This window comes from Arthrobacter sp. A5, assembly GCF_051131705.1.
In the GTDB taxonomy this organism is placed as follows: domain Bacteria; phylum Actinomycetota; class Actinomycetes; order Actinomycetales; family Micrococcaceae; genus Arthrobacter_M.
Genome location: NZ_CP180316.1, coordinates 950,123 through 973,914, shown reverse-complemented (window position 1 = coordinate 973,914; position 23,792 = coordinate 950,123). Strand labels below are relative to the sequence as shown.

Sequence of the window (23,792 nt, the reverse complement as noted above, 5' to 3'; positions counted from 1 at the left end):
CGGTGCCAGCCCGCGCAGGACGCCCTCCTGCGCAAGGTTCACACCCTAGTCCGCGCAGCTTCCGCCGTATACCCGCTTACGGGCTGAGCCGTTCCCCGGGCCACGATAGGTTGGATCCATGACGCTTCCGGACACCGAACTCCAGCCGCTGCTGCACGCCGCCCGGGCGTGGGCGGATCAGGACCCGGATCCGGTGACCGCCGCGCAGCTGAGGGCACTGATGGTCTGTGCCGGCGGCGCCGACGCCGGGGGCACCGATGCCGGGGGTGCCGACGCAGGGGGCGCCCAGGCAGGGGGCGCCGACGCGGAAGCCGCCCGCCAGGAAGCCGCGCAGCAGGAACTCGCCGACAGCTTCAGCGGCAATCTGCAGTTCGGCACCGCCGGCCTGCGGGCCGCCATGGGGCCCGGACCCAACCGAATGAACCGCGTCGTCGTCCGCCGTGGAGCGGCGGGGCTTGCTGCGTTTCTGCTGAAACGGGCATCCACGGATCCGGCTGCTGCCTCCAAGGGCCAGGACAGCACCACCACCGACAGCACCCTGACCAGAAGCACAGTCCCTGCAACCCCTGCAACCCCGCCCACCACTGCAACCCCGCCCACCACTGCAACCCCTGCAACCCCTGTAACCACTGCAACCCCTGCAACCCCTGCAACCCCTGCAACCCCTGCAACCCCTGCAACCCCTGTAACCACTGCAACCCCTGCAACCCCTGCAACCCCTGCAACCCCTGCAACCCCTGCAACCCCTGCAACCACAACGATCCACGCCACGACGGACCGCACGCCGCCCTATACCCCCCGCGCCGTCGTCGGCTTCGATGCACGGCACAACTCCGATATTTTTGCGACCGAAACCGCCGCCATCTTCACCGCGGCCGGCATTGAAACCTTCCTGCTGCCGTGCGCCCTGCCCACACCCTTGCTGGCTTACGCAGTCCGGGCGCTGGACTGCGACGGCGGCGTCATGGTCACGGCCAGCCACAATCCCGCCCAAGACAACGGCTACAAGGTGTACCTGGGCGGACGCACCGTGACGGACGCCGGTCAGGGTGCGCAGATCGTTGCACCCTTCGACGAGCTGATCGCCGCTGAAATTGCCGCGATCGGCCCGTTGGCAAGCATCGAACTCGCGGACTCGGGCTGGACCGTTGTCGACGCCGGCTTCACCACCGGGTACCAGGGCGAGGTGCGCTCCCTCGCCGATTCCAAGGCGTTTCCCGCCCGGGATCTGAAGATTGTTTACACCCCGATGCACGGCGTCGGGGGCGTAACCGCCGTCGAGGTCCTGAACGGTGCCGGCTTTGAGGATGTATCCGTGGTGGCCGCCCAGGCGTTGCCGGATCCGGATTTCCTCACCGTGGCCTTCCCGAACCCGGAGGAGCCCGGTGCACTGGATCTGGCCTTGGAACTGGCGCGGGAGTGCGGCGCGGACATCGTACTGGCGAACGATCCGGATGCGGACCGTGCCGCCGTTGCCGCATTGGATCCCGCCACCGGGTCCTGGCGGATGCTGCGCGGTGACGAAGTGGGAGCCCTGCTCGGGGCCCATATCGCGGCGCGTCTTTCCGCCGGGCATTCCGTCTCAAATCAGGCCGACGACGGCGGAACGCGGGCAGGCGGCTCGGGGGCCGACGACTCGGGGGATGGGGGCTGGCCGGTCACCGCTGGCGTCGACGCGAACGTCGGCGCGGACTTCGCCACGCCCGTCTTCGCCAACTCCATCGTTTCCTCCCGGCTGCTGGCCAGGATTTCCGCCTCCCATGGTCTTGCCCACACAGAAACGCTGACGGGTTTCAAATGGATCTCCCGGGTACCGGGCCTTGTCTACGGTTATGAAGAAGCACTGGGATACTGCATCGCGCCGAAACTGGTCCGGGACAAGGATGGCATCTCCGCGGCGCTCCTCATCGCGGAACTTGGGGCGGAGGAGAAAGCACGGGGCCGGACAATCTTCGACACGCTCGATGACCTTGCACTGGAGCACGGCCTGCATGCGGGCGACCAGCTCAGCCTCCGGGTTCCGGATCTGGCGCAGCTGGCAACGATGATGACGGCGCTCCGCCGGGAGCCGCCGCCACAACTGGGCGGATCCGCCGTCGAACACTTAATTGATCTGGCTCAGGGCTCCGACGCGCTGCCGCCCACGGACGGTCTGCTCTTCCTGACGGCTGACGGCAGACGCGTGATCATTCGGCCCAGCGGGACCGAACCCAAGCTCAAGTGTTATCTGGAGGTCATCATCGCGGTGGACGCGGCAGCGGATCTCCCCGAAGCGCGGCGCCGGGCACGTTCGGCCCTGGACTCCACACTCGCGGACCTGCGCGGAATCTTGGCGCCCTGATTCCAAAAATGACGCCCATCCCGCAAAATGACGTGCGCGCCCCGCGTCATTTTGCGGGATGGGCGTCATAAATCTCGGCGTCCACATCAGGACGTCCGTTTCGGGTGCGGCAAGGATTCCGGGCGGGGTTATCCACATTCTCTCAGGGTGCTGTTCCCTTGGGCAGCGGCGAAATCCATGCTGGAAAGATGGATTATCACGGATTGATCTTTTGCTCCGAGGTAGCCGCCGTCGGGCAGGATCCGAGGAACCTCGCGCGTCGCGCCAAGGCCGGGCAACTGGTCCGCGTCCGGCGCGGAGTGTATGTGGACGGCGGGACTTGGAAAGGCGCCGATACCTGGCAGCGCTATGGCCTGCGAGCCGAGGCCTTCAACCGCACTGTGGCGGTAGCACCGACGTTTTCCCTGCAGACGTCCGGGCTGCTCTGGGGCCTGGCTCTCCTGGGCTGCCCGAAGGACCTCCATGTGCTGACGTCATTCCAGCAGGGCGGGCGGTCCCTTGCCGGCGTTAAACGTCACTTCGGGTCCATGGACGCTCGGTTGACCGAGCTTGGCGAGTTCCGCACCACGGATAAGGCACGGACAGCGGTTGAACTGATGGCGCGGTTGCCTTTCGCCCAAGCAGTTGCAGTCGCGGATTCCTGCCGCAGGATCCGCGTCGCCCCTGCCCCGTGGGCCGATTCAGTGGCGGGGCCAGAACGCCGAGCGCTGATCGTTGATTGGAAGCGCGATACGCCGCTGGGCCCACCGGTGAGCCTCGATGAGCTCCGGGCAGCCGCGTTGGAGCTCCCCAGCCGGGCCAAGATCGAGCGGGCAACGGCGGTCCTGGAGTTCAGTTCGGACTTGTCGGAATCGGCCGGGGAATCAATGAGTCGGGCGAACATTCACATCCTCGGTTTCCGTGCGCCGGAACTGCAGCACGCGTTCTCCATCCGCGGCGGCGTCACAGCGCGAACGGACTTCTACTGGCCCAGGGAACGGGTGGTGGGCGAGTTTGACGGACGGGCGAAGTACACGCGTTCAGACTGGGCGAGCGGTAGTTCCGTCGAGGAACGCGTCCTGGCTGAGAAGGACCGGGAGAATAAGATTCGCGCTTTGGGCATGGGGTTCGCCCGGTGGAACTGGGCCGAAATGATGGATCTGGCCCGACTGGAGAGAATTCTCAGTGATGCTGGGCTACGTCGAACGCCAAAAACGTAAGCGCCAAGAGAAAATGACGCCCATCCCGCAAAATGACGTGCGCCTCGCGCGTCATTTTGCGGGATGGGCGTCATTTCGGCGCTCCCGGCTTACGCCCGCCGCGTTCCCGGCGGGCGGCCGCTGTCACCAGGTCTCCGGCCGGTCCTTCCAGCATCCGGGGTCCCTTCCATACGGCGTGCATCCGCCGTTCCAGGGACAACCCCGGTACCGGCACTTCCACCAGTGCGCCGCTCTCGAGCCATGGGCGGACGGCGAAGATGCTGAGCACGGCCGCGCCGGCGCCGGCAGCAACACTGAGCCGTACGGCCGCGTTGCTGCTCAGCTCCAGGGTGGGCGGAACCGGCCCATAGGCCTTCAGCGCGCGATCGAGCGTATTCCGCGTGCCGGACCCGGGTTCGCGCACCACCAAGGCGGTAGAGGCCAACTCCTGAGGCGTCACTCCATTCCGTGCGGACGCCCAAGGATGATCCGGTGCCACCACGACCACCAAGCGGTCTGTGGCCACGATCAACCGATGCAGTCCGGTGGCCAGACGCGGCGACTCCACGAATCCCACGTCCGCCGCTCCCTGGGCAATCAGCTCGAATACCCGGCTCGAGTTCTGGACGGACAAGGTCACGCTGAGGTCGGGATCAGAGCGCTTGAGTGTGGCCAGCCAGCCCGGCATCAGGTATTCGGCAACGGTCATACTTGCCGCTACCTTCAGCCGGGAGAGGCGTTGCGTCTGCAGCGCCTCCGCCGCGGACATCAGCTCGCGTGCGCTGTCCAGCGCCGGCCGCGCCCAATTAACAACGACGGCGCCTTCAACCGTTAGCCGCGATCCGCCGGGGCGCCGATCGATCAGAATCACGCCCAGCGAGCGCTCCAGCCGGGCCAGCGACCGGCTCGCGTTCGGCTGCGCCATACCCACGGCGCGCGCCGCCGAGCTCAGGCTGCCGCATTCGGAAACCGCCACCAGAAGTTCAAGGACGGCAAGATCGGGCCAGTTCATGCTCATATCAAAATGATATATTTCCATGCGTCATTGGCGGCTACCGGGTCGGCCCGGGCGCTGGCAGCATCGAAGATATGGATACGACAGAAACAACAACCACCCCCGCGACCTTTGACACTTCGCTTTCGGATCCGCTGCCTTCGGATCCACTACGAGGCAAGGTTTCCGATCCGCCTTCGGATCCACTACGAGGCCAGGTTTCCGATCAGCCTTCGGGTGCGGTTACCGATCCCCGTGCAGATTCGGTTTCCCGCCGGACTACCTTCACGGGCGCCGGCTACCGCTGGTTCCGCGCTGTGGCACCTGGCCTAGGCGTCTGCGCGGCCGCCGTGCTGGCCGCGATGGGAATCGGCCGGTTCGTCCCGACCGTGAGCCTGCTGCTGATCGCCATCGTTCTGGGCGCGGTGCTGCGGAATGTGGTCCGGTTACCGGCCGTACTGGACCCGGGATTCAGGTTTGCTGCCAGAACTCTCCTGCGGGCCGGCGTCGTCCTGTTGGGCCTGCAGCTCTTGCTCGGGGACATCCTCGGGCTCGGTGCAGGAATGATCCTGGTGGTCGTCGGTATTGTCGGCATCGGCATTTTGGGTACCCTGCTGCTCGGCAAATGGATGGGCATCAGCCCCACGCAGCGCCTGCTGATTGCCTGCGGATTTTCCATCTGCGGTGCGGCGGCCGTGGCGGCGGTGGATGGGGTGATCGAAACCGAGGATGAGCAGGAGGTGGTGACAGCCATTGCCCTGGTGGTGATTTTCGGAACGCTGATGATCCCGTTTATTCCCTTCGCCGCCGGATTCCTGGGCCTTTCCGATCAACAAGGCGGCATGTGGGCCGGTGGTTCCATCCACGAAGTGGCGCAGGTGGTGGCGGCGGGTGGAGCGATCGGCGGCGCCGCACTCGGTGTGGCGGTGATCGTCAAGCTGGCACGCATTCTCATGCTGGCGCCGGTTATGGCCGTGGTCAGCATGCGCCGCCGCCGGTCCATGAGCCAGACGGACAGCACCTCGCGCCGCCCTCCGATCATGCCGCTCTTCGTCCTGGGCTTCATCGTGATGATGCTGATCCGATCCACCGGACTTGTTCCGTCCGCGGTGCTGACTATTGCCGGCGCGGGCCAAACCTCGCTGCTGGCGGCTGCCATGTTCGCTCTTGGAACCGGCGTGCACCTTAAATCACTCCGGGCCGTGGGGTTCAAACCGTTCGTCCTCGCGGCCGCTTCCACTGTGCTTGCGGCGACCACGTCCCTGACCGGCGTCCTGCTGGTCAGCTGAGCCGGAACTGTCGGTCCGCCGTGGGAGCATTGAGCTAACGAACTCCTACAGGAAGGCCGCACCATGACCTCTCTCCCCGGCACACCGGCCAGCGCCCCCACCTCGGAACTGGCCAGGTACATCGACCACACGCTGCTGAAGCCGGAGGCCAGCGAGGCGGATGTGCTCAAAATCTGCGCGGAGGCTGTCACACACAGGTTCAAGTCCGTCTGCGTGAACCCGATCTGGGTCAAGACCGTGCACAACGCGCTCAAGGGCACCGGTGTGCTCACCTGTTCGGTGATTGGGTTCCCGCTTGGTGCCACGCCGACCGATGTCAAGAGGTTCGAGGCCCGCGGCGCCGTCCTGGACGGTGCCGATGAAATCGACATGGTCATCAATATCGCCTCGGCGCGGGCGTTGGACAAGGGCGCCCTGGTGGAGGACATCTCCGCCGTCGCCGAAGAGGTGCATGCCGGCGAGTCGATCCTGAAAGTCATTATTGAAACGTCCCTCCTCACCGACGAGGCGAAGGTGGTGGCCTGCCGCGCCGCCGTCGAAGCCGCGGCGGACTATGTCAAGACGTCAACCGGTTTCAACGGAGGCGGCGCCACCGTCGCGGACGTGGCTCTGATGCGTGCCACCGTTGGGCCGGGGCCGGGGGTCAAGGCCTCCGGCGGGATCCGTACGCTTGCCGACGCACGCGCCATGATCAACGCGGGCGCAACCCGAATCGGCGCCAGCGCCGGCGTCGCCATTGTCCGTGAAGAAGCCTACGACCTGAGCCATGGCGCTGCCGGTGCGGGCGGCACGGCAGCGGATCCAGTGACCGATGACGGGCATCCCGCGGGATCGTACTAAGCTTTTAGGCAGAACCGTTAGCCGGTGCAGTCGGCGCCCAATTACACCCCCTAGGGGGCCAGGAGGAACTATGTCCAACCGTGCGCAAGAGCGTGAGAACAGTCTCGTTCAGAGCGTTATTCTCTTCGCCATCTTCTTCGTGCTCTTCCTCGGCGGCATCTTCGCAATGTCCTTTCTGTCGTTGGAGAACGCCCTGCCCATGGCAATCGCGCTGGGGCTGTGTTTCGTGGCATTGGTCATCCCCCTGACCTGGCTGAATAAATCCGACTCGGGTGCCAACCAGTAGCCGTCCGGCCCAACCAGTAGCCGTCCGGCAGAACCGCGACGTCCGGCAGAACGACGACGGCGCCACCACCAACCGCAGCGCCGGTCCCGGTCCGCTCGGGTCGCCCGCGCTTCAGTAGTGATGCGGCCGGCGGGTTGCTATCGGGCAATGCATTGCCGGCCCGATGAGGGAGAAACCGACGCCACTATTCCGTGAAGATCGCCTCCAGCACACCCTGCGCCCAGGCCAGCACCTCGGCGTCGGCCAGGTCCCGACCGCCGATCCGCGCGGTTTTCGGCTTGGGAATCAGCACGGCGTCCAGCGCATTCTTCATTATCGATCCCGGGTACATCCGCTGCAGCCGCATCAGCTTGGACTCGGGCAGTTGCGCGGGCGCAAATTTGATGAAATTGCCCTGCAGCGCCACGTCGGTCAACCCCGCAGCGCGCGCCGCGACGCGGAATCGGGCGACGGCGATCAGGTTCAGTGCCGCTGCCGGCGGCTCCCCGTACCGGTCGGTCAGTTCGGCCAGTACTTCCTGGATGGCCTCCTCCGTCGCCGCCGCTGCCAGCTTGCGGTAGGCCTCCAGCCGCAGCCGCTCCCCCGGCACGTAATCGTGCGGCAGGTGCGCGTTGACCGGCAGCTCAATCTTCATTTCCGCCGGACGTTCCTCGGACTCGCCGCGGTAGTCCGCCACGGCCTCGCCCACCAGCCGGATGTACAGGTCAAAGCCCACACCCTGAATATGCCCGGACTGCTCCCCGCCCAGCAGGTTACCGGCACCGCGGATTTCCAGGTCCTTGAGGGCCAGCTGCATCCCGGCACCGAGCTCGTTGTGCGCCGCCACGGCCTTGAGCCGCTCCAGCGCCACCTCGCCCAGCGGCTTGTCGAACGGGTACAGGAAGTAGGCGTACGCGCGTTCGCGTCCGCGTCCCACCCGACCGCGCAGCTGATGCAGCTGCGAGAGGCCGAAGTTATCCGCCCGGTCCACAATCAGCGTGTTGGCGTTGGAGATATCCAACCCGGTCTCAATGATCGTGGTGCAGACCAGCACGTCGAAGCGCTTCTCCCAAAAATCGACAATGATCTGCTCCAGCCGGGACTCGCTCATCTGCCCGTGGGCCACCGCCACCCGCGCCTCCGGCACCAGCTCACGGATATGCGCGGCGGTCCGATCTATCGAAGACACCCGGTTATGCACAAAGAACACCTGTCCCTCGCGCATCAGCTCGCGCCGTATCGCCGCTGAGGCCTGCTTGTCCGTATATGGCCCCACATAGGTCAGCACCGGATGCCGTTCCTCGGGCGGCGTGGCCAGCGTGGAGGTCTCCCGGATTCCGGTCAGCGACATCTCCAACGTGCGGGGAATCGGCGTCGCGCTCATCGCCAGCACATCCACATTGGTGCGCATCTTCTTGAGCTCTTCCTTGTGCTCCACCCCGAAGCGCTGTTCCTCATCAACAATCACCAGCCCCAGATCCTTGAACTGGACCTCCTTGGAGAGCAGCCGATGCGTGCCGATCACCACGTCCACGGCTCCGCTGCGCAGACCTTCGACGGTTTCCTTGGATTCCTTCGCCGTCTGGAACCGGGACAGCGGCTTAATCCGCACCGGAAAGCCGGAAAACCGCTCGCCAAAAGTCTCCAGGTGCTGCTGTGCCAGCAGCGTCGTCGGCACCAGCATCGCCACCTGCTTGCCGTCCTGCACGGCCTTGAACGCCGCGCGAACCGCGATCTCGGTCTTCCCATAGCCCACGTCGCCGGAGACCAGCCGGTCCATCGGGACTTCCTTCTCCATGTCCGCCTTGACCTCGTTGATTGTGGTCAGCTGGTCCGGGGTCTCCACGTAGGGAAACGCCTCCTCCAGCTCGCGCTGCCAGGGCGTGTCCGGACCGAAGGCATGCCCCCGGGTCGCCATCCGGGCCGAATACAGCCGGATCAGCTCGCCGGCGATCTCCTTGACGGCCTTGCGCGCCTTGTTCTTGGTGCTGGCCCAGTCCGAGCCACCCATCTTGCTCAGCGCGGGGGCATCGCCGCCAACATAGGCAGTGATCTGGTCCAGCTGATCGGTCGGCACGAAGAGCCTGTCCCCCGGTGCACCGCGCTTGGACGGCGCGTATTCGAGCACCAGGTACTCCCGCAGCCCCGCGCCCCCGCTGGCACTGGTCGAGACCTTCCGCTGGATCAGCTCCACGAATTTGCCCACACCGTGCTGCTCATGGACAACAAAATCACCCGCGCGCAGCTGCAGCGGATCCACAGCATTGCGGCGCTTGGACGGCAGCTTGCGCATGTCGCGGGTCGAACTGACCGAGTTCTTCCCCAGCAGGTCTGCCTCGGTCAGCAGCCCCAGCTTCAATCCGTCAAAGACAAAACCGCGCCCGACGGCGGCAGTAGTGATCTCGATAATGCCTGCCTGCGGCGGCCGGTCCAGACTGTCCACCCGGGCCGCGGGGATGTTGGCGTCGTGGAACAATTCGGCCAGCCGCTGAGCCGGTCCCGGGCCGCCCGTCGCCACCACCACACGCCACTGATCGCGGACCCTGGAGCCGATGAACTCCATCATCTCTGCCACGTCCCCCTGGTATCCGCGCGGTTCGCGGGCCGGCAGGTTCAGCACATCGATGTCCGGCAGCAGATCCTCATCCGTGCTGAAAGAGGTGATGGACCACCAGCTCACGCCGGCGGCGAGCGCACTGGCCCGGGTTTGGGCAAGGGATTTGAAACTTGCCGCCGCCAGATCCAATCCTTCTTGCGAGCCGAGGTCCAGCGGAGCAACACCCCCCTCGGACGCCGTGGACCAGGCAGCCTCCAGGAACTCCTCGTTCGTGGATTCCAGATCGTGAGCGCGCGCCCTGACCTTCTCCGGCTCCACTACCACGGCCACGGACCCGGCCGGGAACAGCGACGTCAGCGGCACCATGCCATCCACCAGTGCCGGAGCCAGGGACTCCATCCCTTCCACGGCAATGCCGCCGGCAATCTTTTCCAGCATGGCCGCGGCAGCGGGCATCTTGTCCTTGAGGAGTGCGGCCCGGGACATCACCGAGGGTGTGATCAGGATTTCCCGACACGGCGGCGCGTATAGCGTCGTCGGGTGCACTATGCCCTCCGCTGCGAGTGAGCGCTGGTCCGCCACGGCGAACCAACGCATCTGCTCCACCTCATCCCCAAAGAATTCCACCCGAATCGGATGGTCCTCGGTGGGCGGGAAAACGTCCAGAATGCCGCCCCGGACCGCAAACTCACCTCGGTGAGTGACCATGTCCACCCGGGCATAGGCGGCACCGGCAAGGCGCGTAATCAGATCCGTGAAGGAGACCTCATCACCCACCGACACCGTGACCGGTAACAGGTCGCCGAGCCCTGCCACCAGCGGCTGCACTACGGCCCGGACCGGAGCCACCACAACTTGCAGGTTTTCACCTGGCTGCGGGTGGCTGAGCCGGCGCAGCACAGCCAATCTGCGGCCCACCGTGTCCGAGCGCGGCGAAAGACGCTCGTGCGGCAGCGTTTCCCAACTGGGAAATTCCGCCACCGCGTCCGCGGGCAGAAACGCACGCAGCGCCGCCGCGACATCCTCGGTTTCGCGTCCGGTCGCGGTCACCGCCAGCACAACGCCGGGTCGTCCCTCCGGCCCGGGGACGTCCGCCAGCCCCTCGGCCACCTCAGCCAGCAGCGCGGCGCGCAGACCCGACGGCGCGCCGAACTGGAGATCCTGGCTGCGGTCGGCGTGCGGCCTGGCCGCATATTGACGGACCCGCGCGAAGGCGGGATCGTCGACAAGGGCAGTTCGCAGACCGTTCAGGCTCATGGATGTTTCTCCTCGGCAGGCACAACACAACAGCCCGACGTTCGTAAAGAACCCCGGGGACGCCTCAAGCTTACGCGTCGGAGGGCGCAGCCGCCCGGCCTGTATCCTGAAATCTGCCCAACCACCGCTCAGCCATCCCGGAGGAAACATGGCGCTCCGCGCAACGACCAACCTGCCCCACCCGGTCCACCGGGTCACGGAAGTCTTCACGGACGAGGATTTCATCCGCAGCAGCAGTGAATCAGTGGGCGGGAAATTGGTGTCCTTTGAGCGGAACGGCGCGTTGGATTCCGCGTTCAGTACGAAAACCGTCCGGACCCTGCCCACAAATCGGCTGCCGGATCTGGCCAAAAAATTTGTCGGCGCGTCCATTACCGTCACCCAGCTTGAGGATTGGTCGGTCCCGGAAGCCGACGGCTCCCGCACGGTTGACCTCACGCTGACCGTTTCCGGCGCACCCCTGACGGTCACCGCCGTCGAACGTCTGGTAACAGAAGGCGCAGGCAGCCGCGTGGACCTGGAAGGGACCGTCACCTCGACCATGCCTTTCCTCGGCACCAAAATTGCCGAAGCCGCCGAACCAATGATCGGCAAGGCCCTGAACCTGCAGTCCACCCATGCGCGGAGCTGGCTGGAAAACCACCCCGCCTAAGACCATCCCGTCCCCCGGATTTTGGAGAACCCCCTCGTGCAACTCCCCATACCCCTGTCCATTGTGCTGATCCTTGCCGGTCTCTGGTCTTTGATCGTCTGGCCGCAGTTCATGCGCCGCGTTCTCAAAGATCCGAAGGCGCGCGATGAAGCGGGCAAGGCCACGCGCTTTTTGACGGTGCACCTGATGCTCGTCTCCACGTCCATGGTGCTGGGCCTGGCCACGGCCGTGATCGGTATCCGCGCGCTGGTCAGCTGACCCCCGCTACCCGTCCCAACTAGTGGTGTGTCTCCAAAATAGTTTATGACTTGTGGATTAAGCTGGGAACATGTCGAATCCAGCTCCCGCATTGACCCTCACCGACGCCCAGCACCAGGTCTTGGAGGCCCTGTCCAAGTCTCGGCTTGCTTCACATCGCGAGGTGCAGCGGGCGCAGGTTCTCCTGATGGCTGCCGAGGGCCTGGCTAACGAGTGGATCTCCCGGGTGGTGGGTGTAAGCCCGGCGACGGTGCGGGCTTGGCGTGCCCGGTTCGTAGGGGAAGGGCTGAAGGAGTTCGGCAAGGTCAAGGAGGGGCGGGGGCGCAAGCCGGCGATCCCGGAGTCGAAGATCGCCGAAATCGTTGAATTGACGCGGTTTTCCAAACCGGAGGGTGCGACGCATTGGTCGGTGCGGTCCATGGCGGCACGTGTCGGTGTGTCTCCGGCGCAGGTGCAGCGGATTTGGGCGGCACGTGGGCTGAAGCCGCACCTGATCAAGACGTTCAAGCTCTCCACCGATCCGAACTTTGACGAGAAGCTCATTGATGTGTGCGGGCTGTACCTGAATCCGCCGGAGAACGCGATGGTTTTCTGCATGGATGAGAAGACCTCGATCCAGGCTCTTGACCGTTCCCAACCGTCCCTGCCGATGGTCAGGGGTCGGGCCGAGACCGTAACGCATGACTACAAGCGCAACGGAACCACCACGCTCTTCGCGGCCTTGGAGGTCGCCACGGGAAAGGTCCTGGGATCCTGCGTGCCCAAGCACCGGCACGATGAATTCCTGGGGTTTCTAAAAACCATCGAGAAGGAGGTCCCCAAGGGCCTTCAAATCCACCTCATAGTGGACAACTATGCGACCCATAAGCATTCGAACGTGAAAGCGTGGCTGGAGAAGAACCCGCGGTTTCACCTGCATTTCACCCCAACCTCCTCCTCCTGGCTGAACCTGGTGGAGCGCTGGTTCAGGGACCTCACGGAGAGGGCACTGCGCCGCGGGGTCTTCCACTCGGTGCCGGATTTAATCGAGAAAATCGAAGCCTACATCCGCGTCAACAACGAGAACCCCACGCCGCTGATTTGGACAGCGACCGCCGACTCCATCATCGAAAAAGTCCGCCGCGGACGCGTAGCCCTCCAAGCCACAAAACAAAACTGAGACACTACACTAGGTCGCAGCAGGTGCACCCAAATCTCGTTTTGAGTGCACCTGCTGCGACCTAGTTGGGGGAGGCGACGGCAGGCGGACGGGTATGGTGGTTCCGCGCCCCAGCACCGAGTCCGCTATCACCCCTCCCCCAGTCAGTCTCGGCACAGCCGTCAGCCCGGCCAGCATAGGTTCCGACGCCACCGTCCGCCGCACAGCAGCGTTCGGGTGAATCAGGAGCACATGGCGTTGGACGTCCCTGACATTGGCCGGCTCTGTCTCCGCCGTGGGCCATTTTTCCCCGGAAATGGGTGCTTGCGTGTGCTCAGCATTACCTTCCGGTAGGTTAGTCCGGGGCGCGCCCACCGTACGGTCGTCCCCGCAGTCCTGCTTCGTCTCCCGCCATCTCACTTCGGTCTCCGCAGCCTCACTTCGGTCTCCGGTAGCATGGAACCAGGTGCGCCGGGAAGTCTGGTCGGCAATCGATTTGCCGTACCCTCCCTCCGATTGTGAGAAACCGCTGATGTCAGCATCCATTCCTCCCGCCCATTCCCGCCGGAAACGTCCCGCGGCCCGCATTTTCAGCCGGTCCAGCTACCCCGAACAACTGCGGATCACCGCCATCCTGCGAAAGGAGACCGTTGGCGGAGCGCTGCTGCTCATCGCCACGGTGTCCGCCCTCGTCTGGGCGAACTCCGCCGCCTCGCACAGCTACTTCGCTCTCCGCGACACCGTCGTTGGCGTGGATTTCCTGCATCTGAACCTGCCACTGGGGAACTGGGCGGCGGACGGCCTGCTGGCCATCTTCTTCTTCGTTGCCGGGCTGGAGCTCAAGCGCGAATTTGTGGCCGGGGACCTGCGGAACCCAAGCCGTGCCGCCGTACCGGTTGCCGCCGCCGCCGGCGGGGTGGCCCTTCCCGCGGTGCTCTACACCGTGGTCAACCTCACCGCCGGACCGGAGGCGCTCCGCGGCTGGGCCATCCCCACCGCCACGGACATCGCCTTCGCGCTGGCCGTACTGGCGGTCATCAGCACCCACCTTCCGGCGGCCTTGCGCACCTTCCTGCTGACCCTGGCCGTGGTGGACGATCTGATGGCGATCGCCATCATCGCCGTGTTCTACCCCGGAGAGCTCCACCTTGAGATGCTGGCCTTCGCGCTGGTCCCCCTCGCTGCCTTCACCTATCTGGTGCAGAAACGTATCCGCAGCTGGTACCTGCTGGTGCCGCTGGCGCTGGCGGTCTGGGTCCTGATTCATGCCTCCGGCATCCACGCCACGGTGGCCGGCGTTCTGCTCGGGTTCGCCGTGCCGGTGCTGCGCTCACGCAAAAACGGCGGTCCCGAGGCCGGCCCCGGGTTGGCGGAACACTTTGAACACCGGATCCGTCCTCTGTCCGCGGGGATAGCTGTGCCCGTGTTCGCTTTTTTCTCCGCCGGCGTCGCGATCGGAGGCGCGGATGGACTGAAGTCTGCCGTTACCGACCCGGTGGCTGTCGGCATCGTGGTGGCGCTGGTTGCAGGGAAAGCACTGGGGGTTTTCGGCGCTACCTTAATCGTCACCAAAACCACCAAGGCAGAGCTCGACGACGGCCTGGCCTGGATCGATGTGGCCGGCCTGGCGCTGCTGGCCGGCGTCGGGTTCACTGTCTCGCTGCTGATCAGCGAGCTGAGCTTCGGTGTGGACTCCGCCCACAACGACCATGCCAAGGTGGCGATTCTGATCGGTTCGCTGGTCTCGGCGCTGCTCGCCGCCGTCGTACTGCGCATCCGGAACCGGCACTACCGCACCATCGCGCTGCTGGAGGCTGCGGATCAGGACGGCGACGGCGTCCCGGACGTTTTCGATAAAGTGTGACTCAAGAAAGTGTGACCCAAGGCAGGAGCCGGGAGCCGGCCGTTCCGCCTGTCCACCCACCGTTCTCTCAAAGGTTGCAGGCATGAGCTCCATGGTCCCTATGTCAGAGGTGGATGTGCCGCTGGCTATGTTGCTGGTGGGCGGCCGTGGACGGTATTCCTCGCTGATCCGCCTGCTGCCACTGGCCGTCCCGATGATACTGACCGGTGCAGTCTTCGGCACCTTCTATCCCCAGCTCTTTGACGATCCCTTTTTTGCCACCGGCTACCTCGTGCTCTTCGCCGCCATGGTCCTGGCTGCCCTGCTGCCCTGGAAGCGGCTCCCACGGAACGCTCCACTGCTGCTGCCGATGCTGGGACTGCTGGCCATTGGACTGGCCCGGGCAGGGTCCCAATCGGTGCTGGATGTGCTCGGCCTGATGGCTGTTTTTCCTGCCATCTGGTTGGCGACGTCGGATAGGTACCGTGGCGTTGCGGTGGGCACAGCTGGCACCGCCGCCATCGTCGTTGTTCCGCTTCTGCTGGCCGGATCGCCGGTCACCTCGCAGCAGTGGGCCTGTCTGGTGCTTCTCCCGGTGGTGGTGGGCGGCGTCGGCCTGACCGTCAGCGTGATTACCGGCCGGCTCGAAGCCCAGACCCGGGGGCTACGCGCCGCGACCTCCCGGTTGATGGCTGCCCTTGCACGCACCGGCGAACAGCGCCATCTGCTGCAGTCCATCCTCGACGCCGTGGAGGTCGGCGTCGTAGCCGTGGACGCCGAAGGCAACACGGTGCTGACCAACAACGCCGGGCTTGCAGAGGAACTGCAGGCAGCACAGCTGGCACAGCAGCGCGGCGCACCACGGGTGGAATGGGAGGCGATGGGCGAGGGAACGAAAGTCATGTTCGAATCGGACAGGCTGACCCCGATACCGCCGGAGCGCCGCCCAATCGCCAGGGCCAACCGCGGCGAGGTCTACAGCAACTACCTCTTTTGGACCGAGGAACAAGGCCGCCGGCTCGCCTATTATGCGACATCGCGTCCGGTCCGGAACGCCGATGCGGGGACCGCGGGGTTCGTCGTCGCCTTCGCCAACGTGACCGCTTTGATGGAGGCCACCGCGGCACAGACCGGGTTCGTCGCCTCCGTATCCCATGAGCTGCGGACCCCGCTGACCTCCATCCTGGGCTACACGGATCTGCTGCGCGAACGGCTGGAGGAATCGGATGTCGATCCCGGGCCGGAACTGGACATCATCGAGCGCAACGCCAACAGGCTCCGGACCCGTGTGCAGGATCTGATGTCCTCGGCGGAGTCCACCCTGAGCATCGCTCCGGTCCGGATGGATCTCACTGCCGTCCTGAACAACGCCGTCGAGTCCATTTCCCGCGTCGCGCAGGCCCGGTCAATCGGCATCATCAATGAAACCAGCGGTCCGCTCGTGGCACTGGTCGATCCGGAGCGCATCTGCCAAGTGCTGGACAATCTGTTCTCCAATGCCGTCAAATACAGCCGCCCGGGAACGACCACCACCGTCCGCTGCTATCCGGACGAAGCCGCTGGTCAGGCAGTCATCGAGATCGAAGATCAGGGAATCGGCATCGCCGCAGAGGATCAGGAGCATGTGTTCACACAGTTCTTCCGCGCACCCACCGTCCGCGATTCCGAGGCCAAGGGCTTTGGTCTAGGGCTCAACGTGGTCAAATCCATCGTGGACCGCCACGGCGGTTCCATTCGGTTGCTCAGCGCGCCGGGAGAAGGCACGACGGCGGTCCTGCGGCTGCCGCTGGGGGTTTGACCCGCTTAGTGGTCTACGTGCCCGGCTCAGGCCGCGCCTATGCCTTCCGGTGCCTGGCGACGGCAATCCGATCGAGCAGATCATGTGGACGGAAAGGCTTCGTCAGGTAGTCATCGGCGCCCGATTCCTGACCGCGCAGCATGTCGATGGCTTCCGACCTCGCCGTGAGGAGCACGATATAGGCGTTGCTGAACTGACGTATCTGCCGTGTCACTTCAAGCCCGTCGCTATCCGGCAGACCGACGTCCGCTGTGATCACCGAGGGTTGGCAGGTACGCACGGCGGCGAGGCCCTCGATCCCGGTTGCGGCAGTGTGGACCTCAAAACCTGCTTGGGCCAGGATGAGGGAGATCAGTTCGCGGATGTCCGCTTCATCCTCGATCACGACGGCAATTGGACGCACCCTCACCGGGCTCCTTCTGTAGCGGCTGATTGGTAGGGGACAGCCTATGCTGACATGACTATTGCACGCCCAGGCAGCGGAGCGTCCAGGGCGAAAGCCAGCGCAGGAGTGTTCCCCGCCATACCAGCACCGGCACCTTCCGCCGCAGCGTAATCTCCGCAAACCAACGCTGTTTCGATACAACGGCAGAGCTGCTCCATGCGAAGCGCGCCGATCATCGCGGATGTGATCTTGAGGCTTAATACGGCTTCCATGGCCATCGCGGAGTCCTGTGCGCGAAGGGCATGGAGGATCCGGCTGACGCGGCCAGGCAGCAGAACCAGGAACGTTGAAATGAAACGTTGCACTGCGTCGTCGTTCTGCGTTTCCTCACAGAGACTTGCCACGCTCGACAATTCGAAGACGGGTTGAACTGCATGAGCATCGGTCCCTTCAAGCATTTATGGTCTCCACCACCCGGTGCCGTGGAGAAACGGACTTTCGCGTTGCAGTCATGGTGATCTTTCCAGTCCGGGAGGTTGGCGAAGGGGAACAGTCGTGGTGAGTCCGCCAACAAGAACCATATTGCCTGTCAAACCTCAAGCGCATGCCACGAAGACGGTCAGGAAATCCGCAAGATTACCGCAACAATTTTCCTTCACTGGCAATACCGGAAACGGCGCCACCCGCGAAGCCGTCCCGGACGCCGCCTGCGCCGCGACATGGCGCTCGCCTGATATCGCTTTCAACTTATGCCGGCGTAACGCTCATATCTTCTCCGTTAGAGCGCGGTTGTGGTGCTTTATGATTGAGCTGCGCCGATGTTGTGGTGCGTTGACTTTTTGAAATGCTGTGCCGAAAGGGTCGGGTGTGTGTCGGATCAGTGTGGAAAAGGACCCGTTGTGAGTGAAGTTCGTGAGTAAAACCGGACCCAATGCGCTGATTACCCGCTACTTCTACCAGCAAAGCCTGCGTGTCCGCGTAGTGCTCACGCAGCTCCCGCTGACCATCACCATGGCACTCGTTGGGGGTCTTGCGGCGGTGTTCCGCCCCGACGCACTGGAGAATTCGCTCTTCCAGATCGGTCTATGGGGGCAGGTCGTGCTGCTGCTTGCCTGCCTGCTCATCCCATGGGGCCGCCTGCCCCACCCCAGCTTCCTCGTCATTCCCTGCCTGGACTTTGTTGCGTTGGGATTCTCCCGTGAGGGCAGTATGAATTCCCTGTCGGGCGTGGGTCTGCTGGCGCTGTTTCCGGTCTTCTGGCTCGCTGCCTCCGGCGTTGCCCGCAGGGCGGCTGTCATCGGCGGCACGCTCGCGACGCTGCTGATGGTCTGGATTCCGATCTTTCTCGCCCCCGGTCCCACCACCGCTGACCAGCTGAGCCGTCCGATGATTCTGCCGCTGATGATGCTGGCTTTCGCCATTACCGTTGCGGTGATGACCACCAGCATGGACGCCCAACGGGAGCAGCTGGAGGAAAAGGACTCGGCGCTGCGGCAGGCCCTGACGGCCAGCCGCGACCGGGAGCGCCTTCTTGATGCCATCGTCAACACGGTCAGCGTTGGCTTGGTGGCCGTGGACGCGGACGGACACGACGTGCTGATGAACCGCAAGCAGCGTCTGTTCCATCAGCTGGCCGCTCCCTCCGGTGAAACGGACCCGGCCGAAAAGGATCTGCTGATCTTCGCTGCGGATCGTCGAACCCCCCTGACGCCGCCCGAACGCCCGGTGGCCCGGGCCGTCCAGGGGGAGACCTTCTCCCAGGTCCTCATCTGGGTGGGACAGGGCAAGGAATCCCGCGCACTTTCCGTCACGGCCCGTCCCATCCACGGTGTCGACGAGCGTGCGGCAGGTTCAGTGGTGGCGTTTTATGACGTGACGGAGCTGGTAGCGGCGCTCACGGCCAAGGACGACTTCGTTTCCAACATCTCTCATGAGCTGCGTACTCCGTTGACGTCCATCCTGGGTTATCTGAGCTTGGCGCTGGATGACCCCAGCAGTCTGACCAAGGAAATCGTCCAGTATCTGAAGGTGGCCGAACGTAATGCGGAGCGCCTGCTGACACTGGTTACCGACCTGCTCTCCACAGCGTCACGGACCATGGCGATTAAACCGCGTCTGACAAATCTGGCGGACATCATCGAGGACAGCCTCGATTCGGCCGGGCCGCCTGCCGCCGAGAACGGCGTAATCCTGGTCAACAACGTTCGGGAGCCGCTGTACGCCACGCTCGATGTCGGACGGATCGGCCAGGTGCTGGATAATCTCATCTCCAACGCCATTAAGTACTCGCCCGACGGTGGCACCGTTATCGTCCGTGCACATACCGAGAACGATTCGGTGATCTGCGAAGTTCAGGACCATGGCATGGGCATGGACACCGTCGAGCAATCTGCGGCATTCAGCAGGTTCTTCCGGGCCGGACCGGCGCTGAACCGGGCCATTCCCGGCGTCGGCTTGGGGCTGCTGATCACCAAGACGATCGTCGAAAACCACGGCGGCACCATGCATCTGCGCAGCGAGCCAGGCGTGGGCACCACGATTGGCTTCACCATCCCACTGCGTACATCGACAGAGTGGGCAGAGCCTGCGACCACTGGTCGATCAGTCCCGGCGCCGCCGTTATTCTATTAACCGGAACTTATCAACTAACCGGAACTTATCAACATAGCAGGAACGGGTTTCTATGTTCACGGTACTACCGCGGGCCATCGCCACCCTGAGCCTGCGCAGACAATTCCATGAATTGCGGCTGTCCGAGAGACTTTTCCTGAGCCAATCGCCACTGGTTTTCTGCACCGCAATCGTTGCCGCCGTCGTCGCCGTCGTCCATCCGGAAGATTTTGCTAAGCCGGGTTTTCTCTGCGGGCTGGTTCTACTGGCCGTCCTGACGGCGGTCTGCCTGCTCGTTCCATGGGAGCGATCCCCGAAGGGCACATACTGGGTGATCCCGCTGGCGGACTTCGTCGCGGTCGGGCTTCTGCACAGCAACACCAGCAATGCTGCGATAAATGTCAGTCTGCTCGCCATCTTCCCGGTCTTCTGGTTGGCCTGGTCGGGTATAGCCCCGCGAGCGGCCCGGATCATCAGCTTCCTCGTTCCGCTGCTGATCGTCTGGTACCCGGTTTTTACCTCCGGACGTCCGGTTACGGCCGGTGCCCTGGCCGTGCCCTTCCTCATCCCGGTAGTTCTGACCTGCGTCAGTATCGCCGCCTCTGTCGTGGACCTCAGTACCACGACCCAACAGCGGGCGTTCGAAGAGAACGACCGGAGGTTGCAGCAGACGCTGCGGGACAGCAACCGGCGAGGGAAACTCCTGGACACCGTCCTTAACACCGTCGAGATGGGCGTCTTGGCCGTGGACAAGGATGGCCACAAATTCCTGACCAATACCCCGCAGCGTGCCTACCACCGGCGCGCCACGCCGGAAGGGGTCGAAGACCCCATCGAAGCGGAACTGCTCATTTTCGGTGCCGATCGTGTCACTCCGATGCCAGCGGACCTGCGCCCGATGCGGCGCGCTATTCTCGGAGAGTCCTTCTCGGATCATCTCATTTGGGTGGGCGTAGGAAAGCAGCAGCGCGCCCTGACCACCTCTGCGCGTGCCATCAGGGACGACGACGGCGCTCTGGTAGGCCACGTCGTGGCCTTCAATGACGTGACGGATCTGGTCACAGCCCTGGCCACGAAGGACGATTTCGTTGCCAACGTCTCGCACGAGCTGCGTACCCCGTTGACCTCGATCCTGGGATATCTCGATCTGGTCCTGGAGGACGAGGCGGCGCTGCCAGAGGGAGCCGCAGCTTCCCTCCAGACGGCCGTGCGGAACTCGGAGCGGCTTCTGCAGCTGGTTTCGGATCTGCTCTCAACAGCGGCAGCTCAAATCAGCGTCAAGCAGGAAAGCAGTGACCTGGTCGGCGTCATCCTTGTCAGCCTGGATTCCGCGCGGCCGCGGGCCGCGGAAGCCGGAGTCGAGCTGGCGGCGGATCTGCCCGAGCGGCTCCATGTTTTCATCGATCCGCAGCGGATGGGGCAAGTGCTCGATAACCTGCTGTCCAATGCAATCAAGTATTCCCCGGACGGCGGCACCATTACCGTGCGCGCCTGGACCGCCGGTGGGAACGTTGCATTCCAGGTCGACGATGCCGGCATGGGCATCTCGGAGGCGGATCAGCGCGAGGTTTTCGCGAAGTTCTTCCGTGCAGATTCCGTCCGCAAGGCCGCGATTCCGGGCGTTGGACTGGGGCTGGCCATCAGCCGGAGCATCGTCGAGGCCCACCGCGGTACTATCTCTCTGACCAGCCGTCCGGCAGCAGGAGCCGTCTTCACGGTCACGCTTCCGTTGGAAACGCCACCGCCACCCTGCGTGCCTGGTCTGACACCGACCCTCGGCACGCTGGCCACTTAGCCTAGGGCGCCAAGCGGTAACCCACACCCCGGATAGTTTTCACCCATCGCGGCGCCTTGGGATCGTCTCCCAGCTTGCGGCGAAGGTTGCCCATGTGCACTTCTATGGTGCGTTCGTCCGCGTCGCTGATGTACCCACCCGTATCGTAGTCATCGTCACGGAGCCGGCGCACCAGGTCCGCCTTCGTGCGCACCATCTTGCCGCTTTCCATCAGCGCGTGCAAAAGATCGAATTCGGTGCGAGTCAGCTCCAGTTCGGCTCCGTCCACTTCGGCCGATCGGGTTGACCCGTTCAGCAGCAGTCCGTGGTGGAGCAGGTTGCCTGAATCCCTATCGGCGGCGTCGGTTTTGTCTCCGGCCCTGTCGGGAGCCGCCACGTCGGTGTCCCCTGGAGCGAGGGCATCTGCACCGTTAGCGCTGTCAGGCAGGGTCTTGGCCGGCCGGCTGTCGACGGCAGATGATGTCTCACCCCCCTGCCGCGGGCGGCGGAGCATGGCGCTGACGCGGGCTCGCAGTTCGCGGGGCCGGAAGGGTTTGGTCAGATAATCGTCGGCCCCGGACTCCAGCCCCATCAGCGTGTCCAGCTCCTCTGCCCGGGCCGTCAGCATAATGATATAGCTGTCGCTGAACAGCCGGATTTGACGCGCCACCTCAAATCCATCGATATCGGGCAGACCTAGGTCGAGAGTGATGATCGTCGGCGAATACTCACGAACTGCTTTCACCCCCGCGGCACCCCGATCCACGGCATGGACCTCAAATCCGGATTGATTCAGGACCACTTCAATCAGTTCACGGATATCCTGATCGTCCTCGATGATAACAGCTACCCGAGGACCGTTCATCCCCTACCCCCACGATTCTTTTAATCCCGGCAATTCATTTGAGACCGGCAAGAGCTATGCGTAAGCACACCGCATCGTAGTATAACGGTTGGTACGTGTTCCGGGTTAAACGGTGGTGGTCTGGAACGAGGTTACTGTGCGTTCGCCGATACCGGAGCCTGCTGCTCCAGCTTGTAGCCAACCGGGCCGAAGTTATAAGTCTGATTGACGCTGTCACGATTCGTGGTGGACGTTTTGAACGTGAAGGTAGTCGAGGCCGTCACTACGTGTCCGTTAACCAACGGGGTCAGGACATCGCCCGAGGTAATCGGCTTGAGTGCGGTCGCGTCTTTGAGCGCGGTTGCCGACACATCGACACTGGCTGGGGTGAAGCCTGCGTTGGCGCCCGCGTTCGTGACGCTGAGTTTGGCTTTCATCAAGTCGCCCGTCAGCGTGACCTTCAGGTCCTGCGTATAGGTCAGGACATCGCCGGGAACCACTTTGTAAACTGCGGGATCAACGGTAGTTCCGGACGCATTGGTCCAGTGGCCCTTGTCCGTGGCCGTGTTGACTTCCAGGTTCAAGTCGCCGGAGACAACAGAGCCCATCGAGGCGTTCTGCGCCTGGTTCCAGGTGGCGAGAGTTCCGCCACCACCCACCATGAGAAGCACGCCCGCGCCGGTGGCTATTGCGCCTTTGACCATCTTGTTCATCGTGAAGCCCCTTGGTTCCTGATCCTCATCAGCAGGCCTTCCCGCTGATAGAGACAACCATCCGGCAGGGACCTCAAGAACGAACCCGTAAAATCCGGAAGATCCCCGGAAGAACTCCTCAACCTTTCCGCAAGATTTCCTCACGACGGCCTCAACTTGAATACATTCCCTGACCCCACCGGTAGTACTGGAACGTCCGGTACACAGGATCCCCCGCCAGAGTCCCCTGCATCGGCTGAATCCGCAGGGTGTAATCGGCAAAATAGGCGGCCTTGGCGTCGGAATCCGTCCACGGGAACGTGAGCGTGGCGCTTAGACCGTCCACCGTCACCTCGGTTCCGTACGTCCAGGACTTCGACGTCAGGGTCAGCACATAACTGGTGGCTCCAGTGGACTTGGTCCAAGTGAACGTTACGGCTGATTCCGTAGTTCCCTGGGCTACGGAATAAGGTCCGATGGTGGGGGTCGGCAGCGGCGAGCGCCCTGCTGGGTCCAAGTAGTAACAATTATCGGATTGCCCCGGGGCGTATTGATATGTTCTGTAGGATGCGTCCCCAGCCGTCGTCCCATTCATCGGCTGAATCCGTACGCTGTATCTGCCGTAGGAAGCCAGTGTGCGGTCCAGAGTGAAAACCGCCTGACTCGAACTCACGTTCTGCGTGGTGGCGTAGGAGTATCCGGCACCAATATACGTCACGCTCACACGATAAACGGTGGCGTTGGCGGAGGCCGGCCACGAGAATCTGATATCCGCCGCCGTGGCGCCGGCCAACTCTGCTTGGGGACGGACGGATGCGCAGCTCACGGTATCTGGCACGATAGTTGCCGGCCGGGTGGCCAGAGCCGGAGCAATAACCACACGCCCGCTGGCTGGCGCTGCCGGGGTTGGCGTGGGTGTGGGGGTCGTCGGAACGGCGGCTACTGTCACAGCAATCGTCGCGGTAGCGCTTTGCTGCCACATCGCGACCGCAATGGCTGCGCCGGCTCCCATGAAGACCACCAGGGCGAACGCCACCGCCGCGGCTGTGAAGCCAGGCAGGGCCCGCATCCTTGCCG

20 protein-coding genes are annotated in these 23,792 nt (G+C 64.0%); 13 read left to right on the top strand and 7 right to left on the bottom strand.

Annotated features, from left to right (window positions below; all coding sequences use genetic code 11):
• Positions 1–118: 118 nt before the first annotated feature.
• The gene (locus tag ACLLJI_RS04410) at positions 119–2,341 is read left to right on the top strand and encodes a phospho-sugar mutase (RefSeq protein WP_434618390.1); all 2,223 of its coding nucleotides are present in this window, start codon (positions 119–121) and stop codon (positions 2,339–2,341) included.
• A 188-nt stretch (positions 2,342–2,529) separates the two neighbouring features.
• Positions 2,530–3,540 (top strand): type IV toxin-antitoxin system AbiEi family antitoxin domain-containing protein, encoded by a 1,011-nt coding sequence (locus ACLLJI_RS04405; protein ID WP_434618387.1) that lies wholly within the window; start codon positions 2,530–2,532, stop codon positions 3,538–3,540.
• Positions 3,541–3,610: 70 nt separating this feature from the next.
• On the opposite strand, the gene ACLLJI_RS04400 is transcribed toward ACLLJI_RS04405, so the two are convergent.
• Positions 3,611–4,537, bottom strand: coding sequence for a LysR family transcriptional regulator (locus ACLLJI_RS04400; protein WP_434618384.1), 927 nt, complete (start codon positions 4,535–4,537; stop codon positions 3,611–3,613).
• Between the two features lie 71 nt (positions 4,538–4,608).
• Here ACLLJI_RS04400 and ACLLJI_RS04395 point away from each other — a divergent pair, with 71 nt between their 5' ends.
• The 4 genes from ACLLJI_RS04395 to ACLLJI_RS04380 all read left to right on the top strand — a co-directional run bounded on the left by ACLLJI_RS04395 (position 4,609) and on the right by ACLLJI_RS04380 (position 7,046).
• Positions 4,609–5,802 carry a YeiH family protein gene (locus tag ACLLJI_RS04395; RefSeq protein WP_434618381.1) on the top strand — a complete coding sequence of 398 codons (1,194 nt, stop codon included), beginning with the start codon at positions 4,609–4,611 and terminating at the stop codon, positions 5,800–5,802.
• 63 nt (positions 5,803–5,865) lie between these two features.
• Complete coding sequence (gene deoC / locus ACLLJI_RS04390; RefSeq protein WP_434618378.1) at positions 5,866–6,642, top strand: deoxyribose-phosphate aldolase; 777 nt, start codon at positions 5,866–5,868, stop codon at positions 6,640–6,642.
• Between the two features lie 70 nt (positions 6,643–6,712).
• Positions 6,713–6,928 carry a hypothetical protein gene (locus ACLLJI_RS04385; RefSeq protein ID WP_283559945.1) on the top strand — a complete coding sequence of 72 codons (216 nt, stop codon included), beginning with the start codon at positions 6,713–6,715 and terminating at the stop codon, positions 6,926–6,928.
• Entirely contained in the window at positions 6,915–7,046 is a 132-nt protein-coding gene (locus tag ACLLJI_RS04380; protein ID WP_434618375.1) for a hypothetical protein, read from the top strand. The genes ACLLJI_RS04385 and ACLLJI_RS04380 overlap by 14 nt, the downstream gene beginning before the upstream one ends.
• Positions 7,047–7,112: 66 nt before the next feature.
• On the opposite strand, the gene mfd is transcribed toward ACLLJI_RS04380, so the two are convergent.
• Entirely contained in the window at positions 7,113–10,721 is a 3,609-nt protein-coding gene (gene mfd / locus ACLLJI_RS04375; RefSeq protein ID WP_434618372.1) for a transcription-repair coupling factor, read from the bottom strand.
• A 148-nt stretch (positions 10,722–10,869) separates the two neighbouring features.
• Between mfd and ACLLJI_RS04370 the strand changes: the two genes are divergently transcribed.
• The 5 genes from ACLLJI_RS04370 (at position 10,870) to ACLLJI_RS04350 (ending at position 16,410) form a co-directional block, all read left to right on the top strand.
• Positions 10,870–11,373 carry a DUF2505 domain-containing protein gene (locus ACLLJI_RS04370; RefSeq protein ID WP_434618370.1) on the top strand — a complete coding sequence of 168 codons (504 nt, stop codon included), beginning with the start codon at positions 10,870–10,872 and terminating at the stop codon, positions 11,371–11,373.
• A gap of 36 nt (positions 11,374–11,409) precedes the next feature.
• Positions 11,410–11,631 carry an SCO4848 family membrane protein gene (locus tag ACLLJI_RS04365; protein ID WP_434618367.1) on the top strand — a complete coding sequence of 74 codons (222 nt, stop codon included), beginning with the start codon at positions 11,410–11,412 and terminating at the stop codon, positions 11,629–11,631.
• A 70-nt stretch (positions 11,632–11,701) separates the two neighbouring features.
• Positions 11,702–12,790, top strand: coding sequence for an IS630 family transposase (locus ACLLJI_RS04360; RefSeq protein ID WP_434615129.1), 1,089 nt, complete (start codon positions 11,702–11,704; stop codon positions 12,788–12,790).
• 511 nt (positions 12,791–13,301) lie between these two features.
• Positions 13,302–14,633: a Na+/H+ antiporter NhaA gene (gene nhaA / locus ACLLJI_RS04355; protein WP_434618364.1), complete on the top strand. Its 1,332-nt coding sequence runs from the start codon at positions 13,302–13,304 to the stop codon at positions 14,631–14,633.
• A gap of 82 nt (positions 14,634–14,715) precedes the next feature.
• Positions 14,716–16,410, top strand: a complete 1,695-nt coding sequence (locus ACLLJI_RS04350) for a sensor histidine kinase (RefSeq protein ID WP_434618361.1) — start codon at positions 14,716–14,718, stop codon at positions 16,408–16,410.
• Between the two features lie 37 nt (positions 16,411–16,447).
• Here the strand turns inward: ACLLJI_RS04350 and ACLLJI_RS04345 are convergent, their stop codons facing one another.
• Together ACLLJI_RS04345 and ACLLJI_RS04340 are read right to left on the bottom strand one after the other, a co-directional pair.
• Entirely contained in the window at positions 16,448–16,819 is a 372-nt protein-coding gene (locus ACLLJI_RS04345; RefSeq protein WP_434618358.1) for a response regulator transcription factor, read from the bottom strand.
• 38 nt (positions 16,820–16,857) lie between these two features.
• Positions 16,858–17,253, bottom strand: a complete 396-nt coding sequence (locus ACLLJI_RS04340) for an Hpt domain-containing protein (protein WP_434618355.1) — start codon at positions 17,251–17,253, stop codon at positions 16,858–16,860.
• A 454-nt stretch (positions 17,254–17,707) separates the two neighbouring features.
• Between ACLLJI_RS04340 and ACLLJI_RS04335 the strand changes: the two genes are divergently transcribed.
• Both ACLLJI_RS04335 and ACLLJI_RS04330 read left to right on the top strand, forming a co-directional pair.
• Positions 17,708–19,426 (top strand): ATP-binding protein, encoded by a 1,719-nt coding sequence (locus ACLLJI_RS04335; RefSeq protein WP_434618352.1) that lies wholly within the window; start codon positions 17,708–17,710, stop codon positions 19,424–19,426.
• A 52-nt stretch (positions 19,427–19,478) separates the two neighbouring features.
• On the top strand, positions 19,479–21,200 hold the full coding sequence (locus tag ACLLJI_RS04330; protein WP_434618349.1) for a sensor histidine kinase: 1,722 nt from the start codon (positions 19,479–19,481) through the stop codon (positions 21,198–21,200).
• Position 21,201: 1 nt separating this feature from the next.
• On the opposite strand, the gene ACLLJI_RS04325 is transcribed toward ACLLJI_RS04330, so the two are convergent.
• From ACLLJI_RS04325 to ACLLJI_RS04315, 3 genes are all read right to left on the bottom strand, one after another.
• Entirely contained in the window at positions 21,202–22,044 is an 843-nt protein-coding gene (locus ACLLJI_RS04325; RefSeq protein WP_434618346.1) for a response regulator transcription factor, read from the bottom strand.
• Positions 22,045–22,175: 131 nt separating this feature from the next.
• Positions 22,176–22,736 carry an alternate-type signal peptide domain-containing protein gene (locus ACLLJI_RS04320; RefSeq protein ID WP_434618343.1) on the bottom strand — a complete coding sequence of 187 codons (561 nt, stop codon included), beginning with the start codon at positions 22,734–22,736 and terminating at the stop codon, positions 22,176–22,178.
• Positions 22,737–22,887: 151 nt separating this feature from the next.
• Complete coding sequence (locus ACLLJI_RS04315; protein ID WP_434618340.1) at positions 22,888–23,784, bottom strand: hypothetical protein; 897 nt, start codon at positions 23,782–23,784, stop codon at positions 22,888–22,890.
• Between the last annotated feature and the right edge of the window lie 8 nt (positions 23,785–23,792).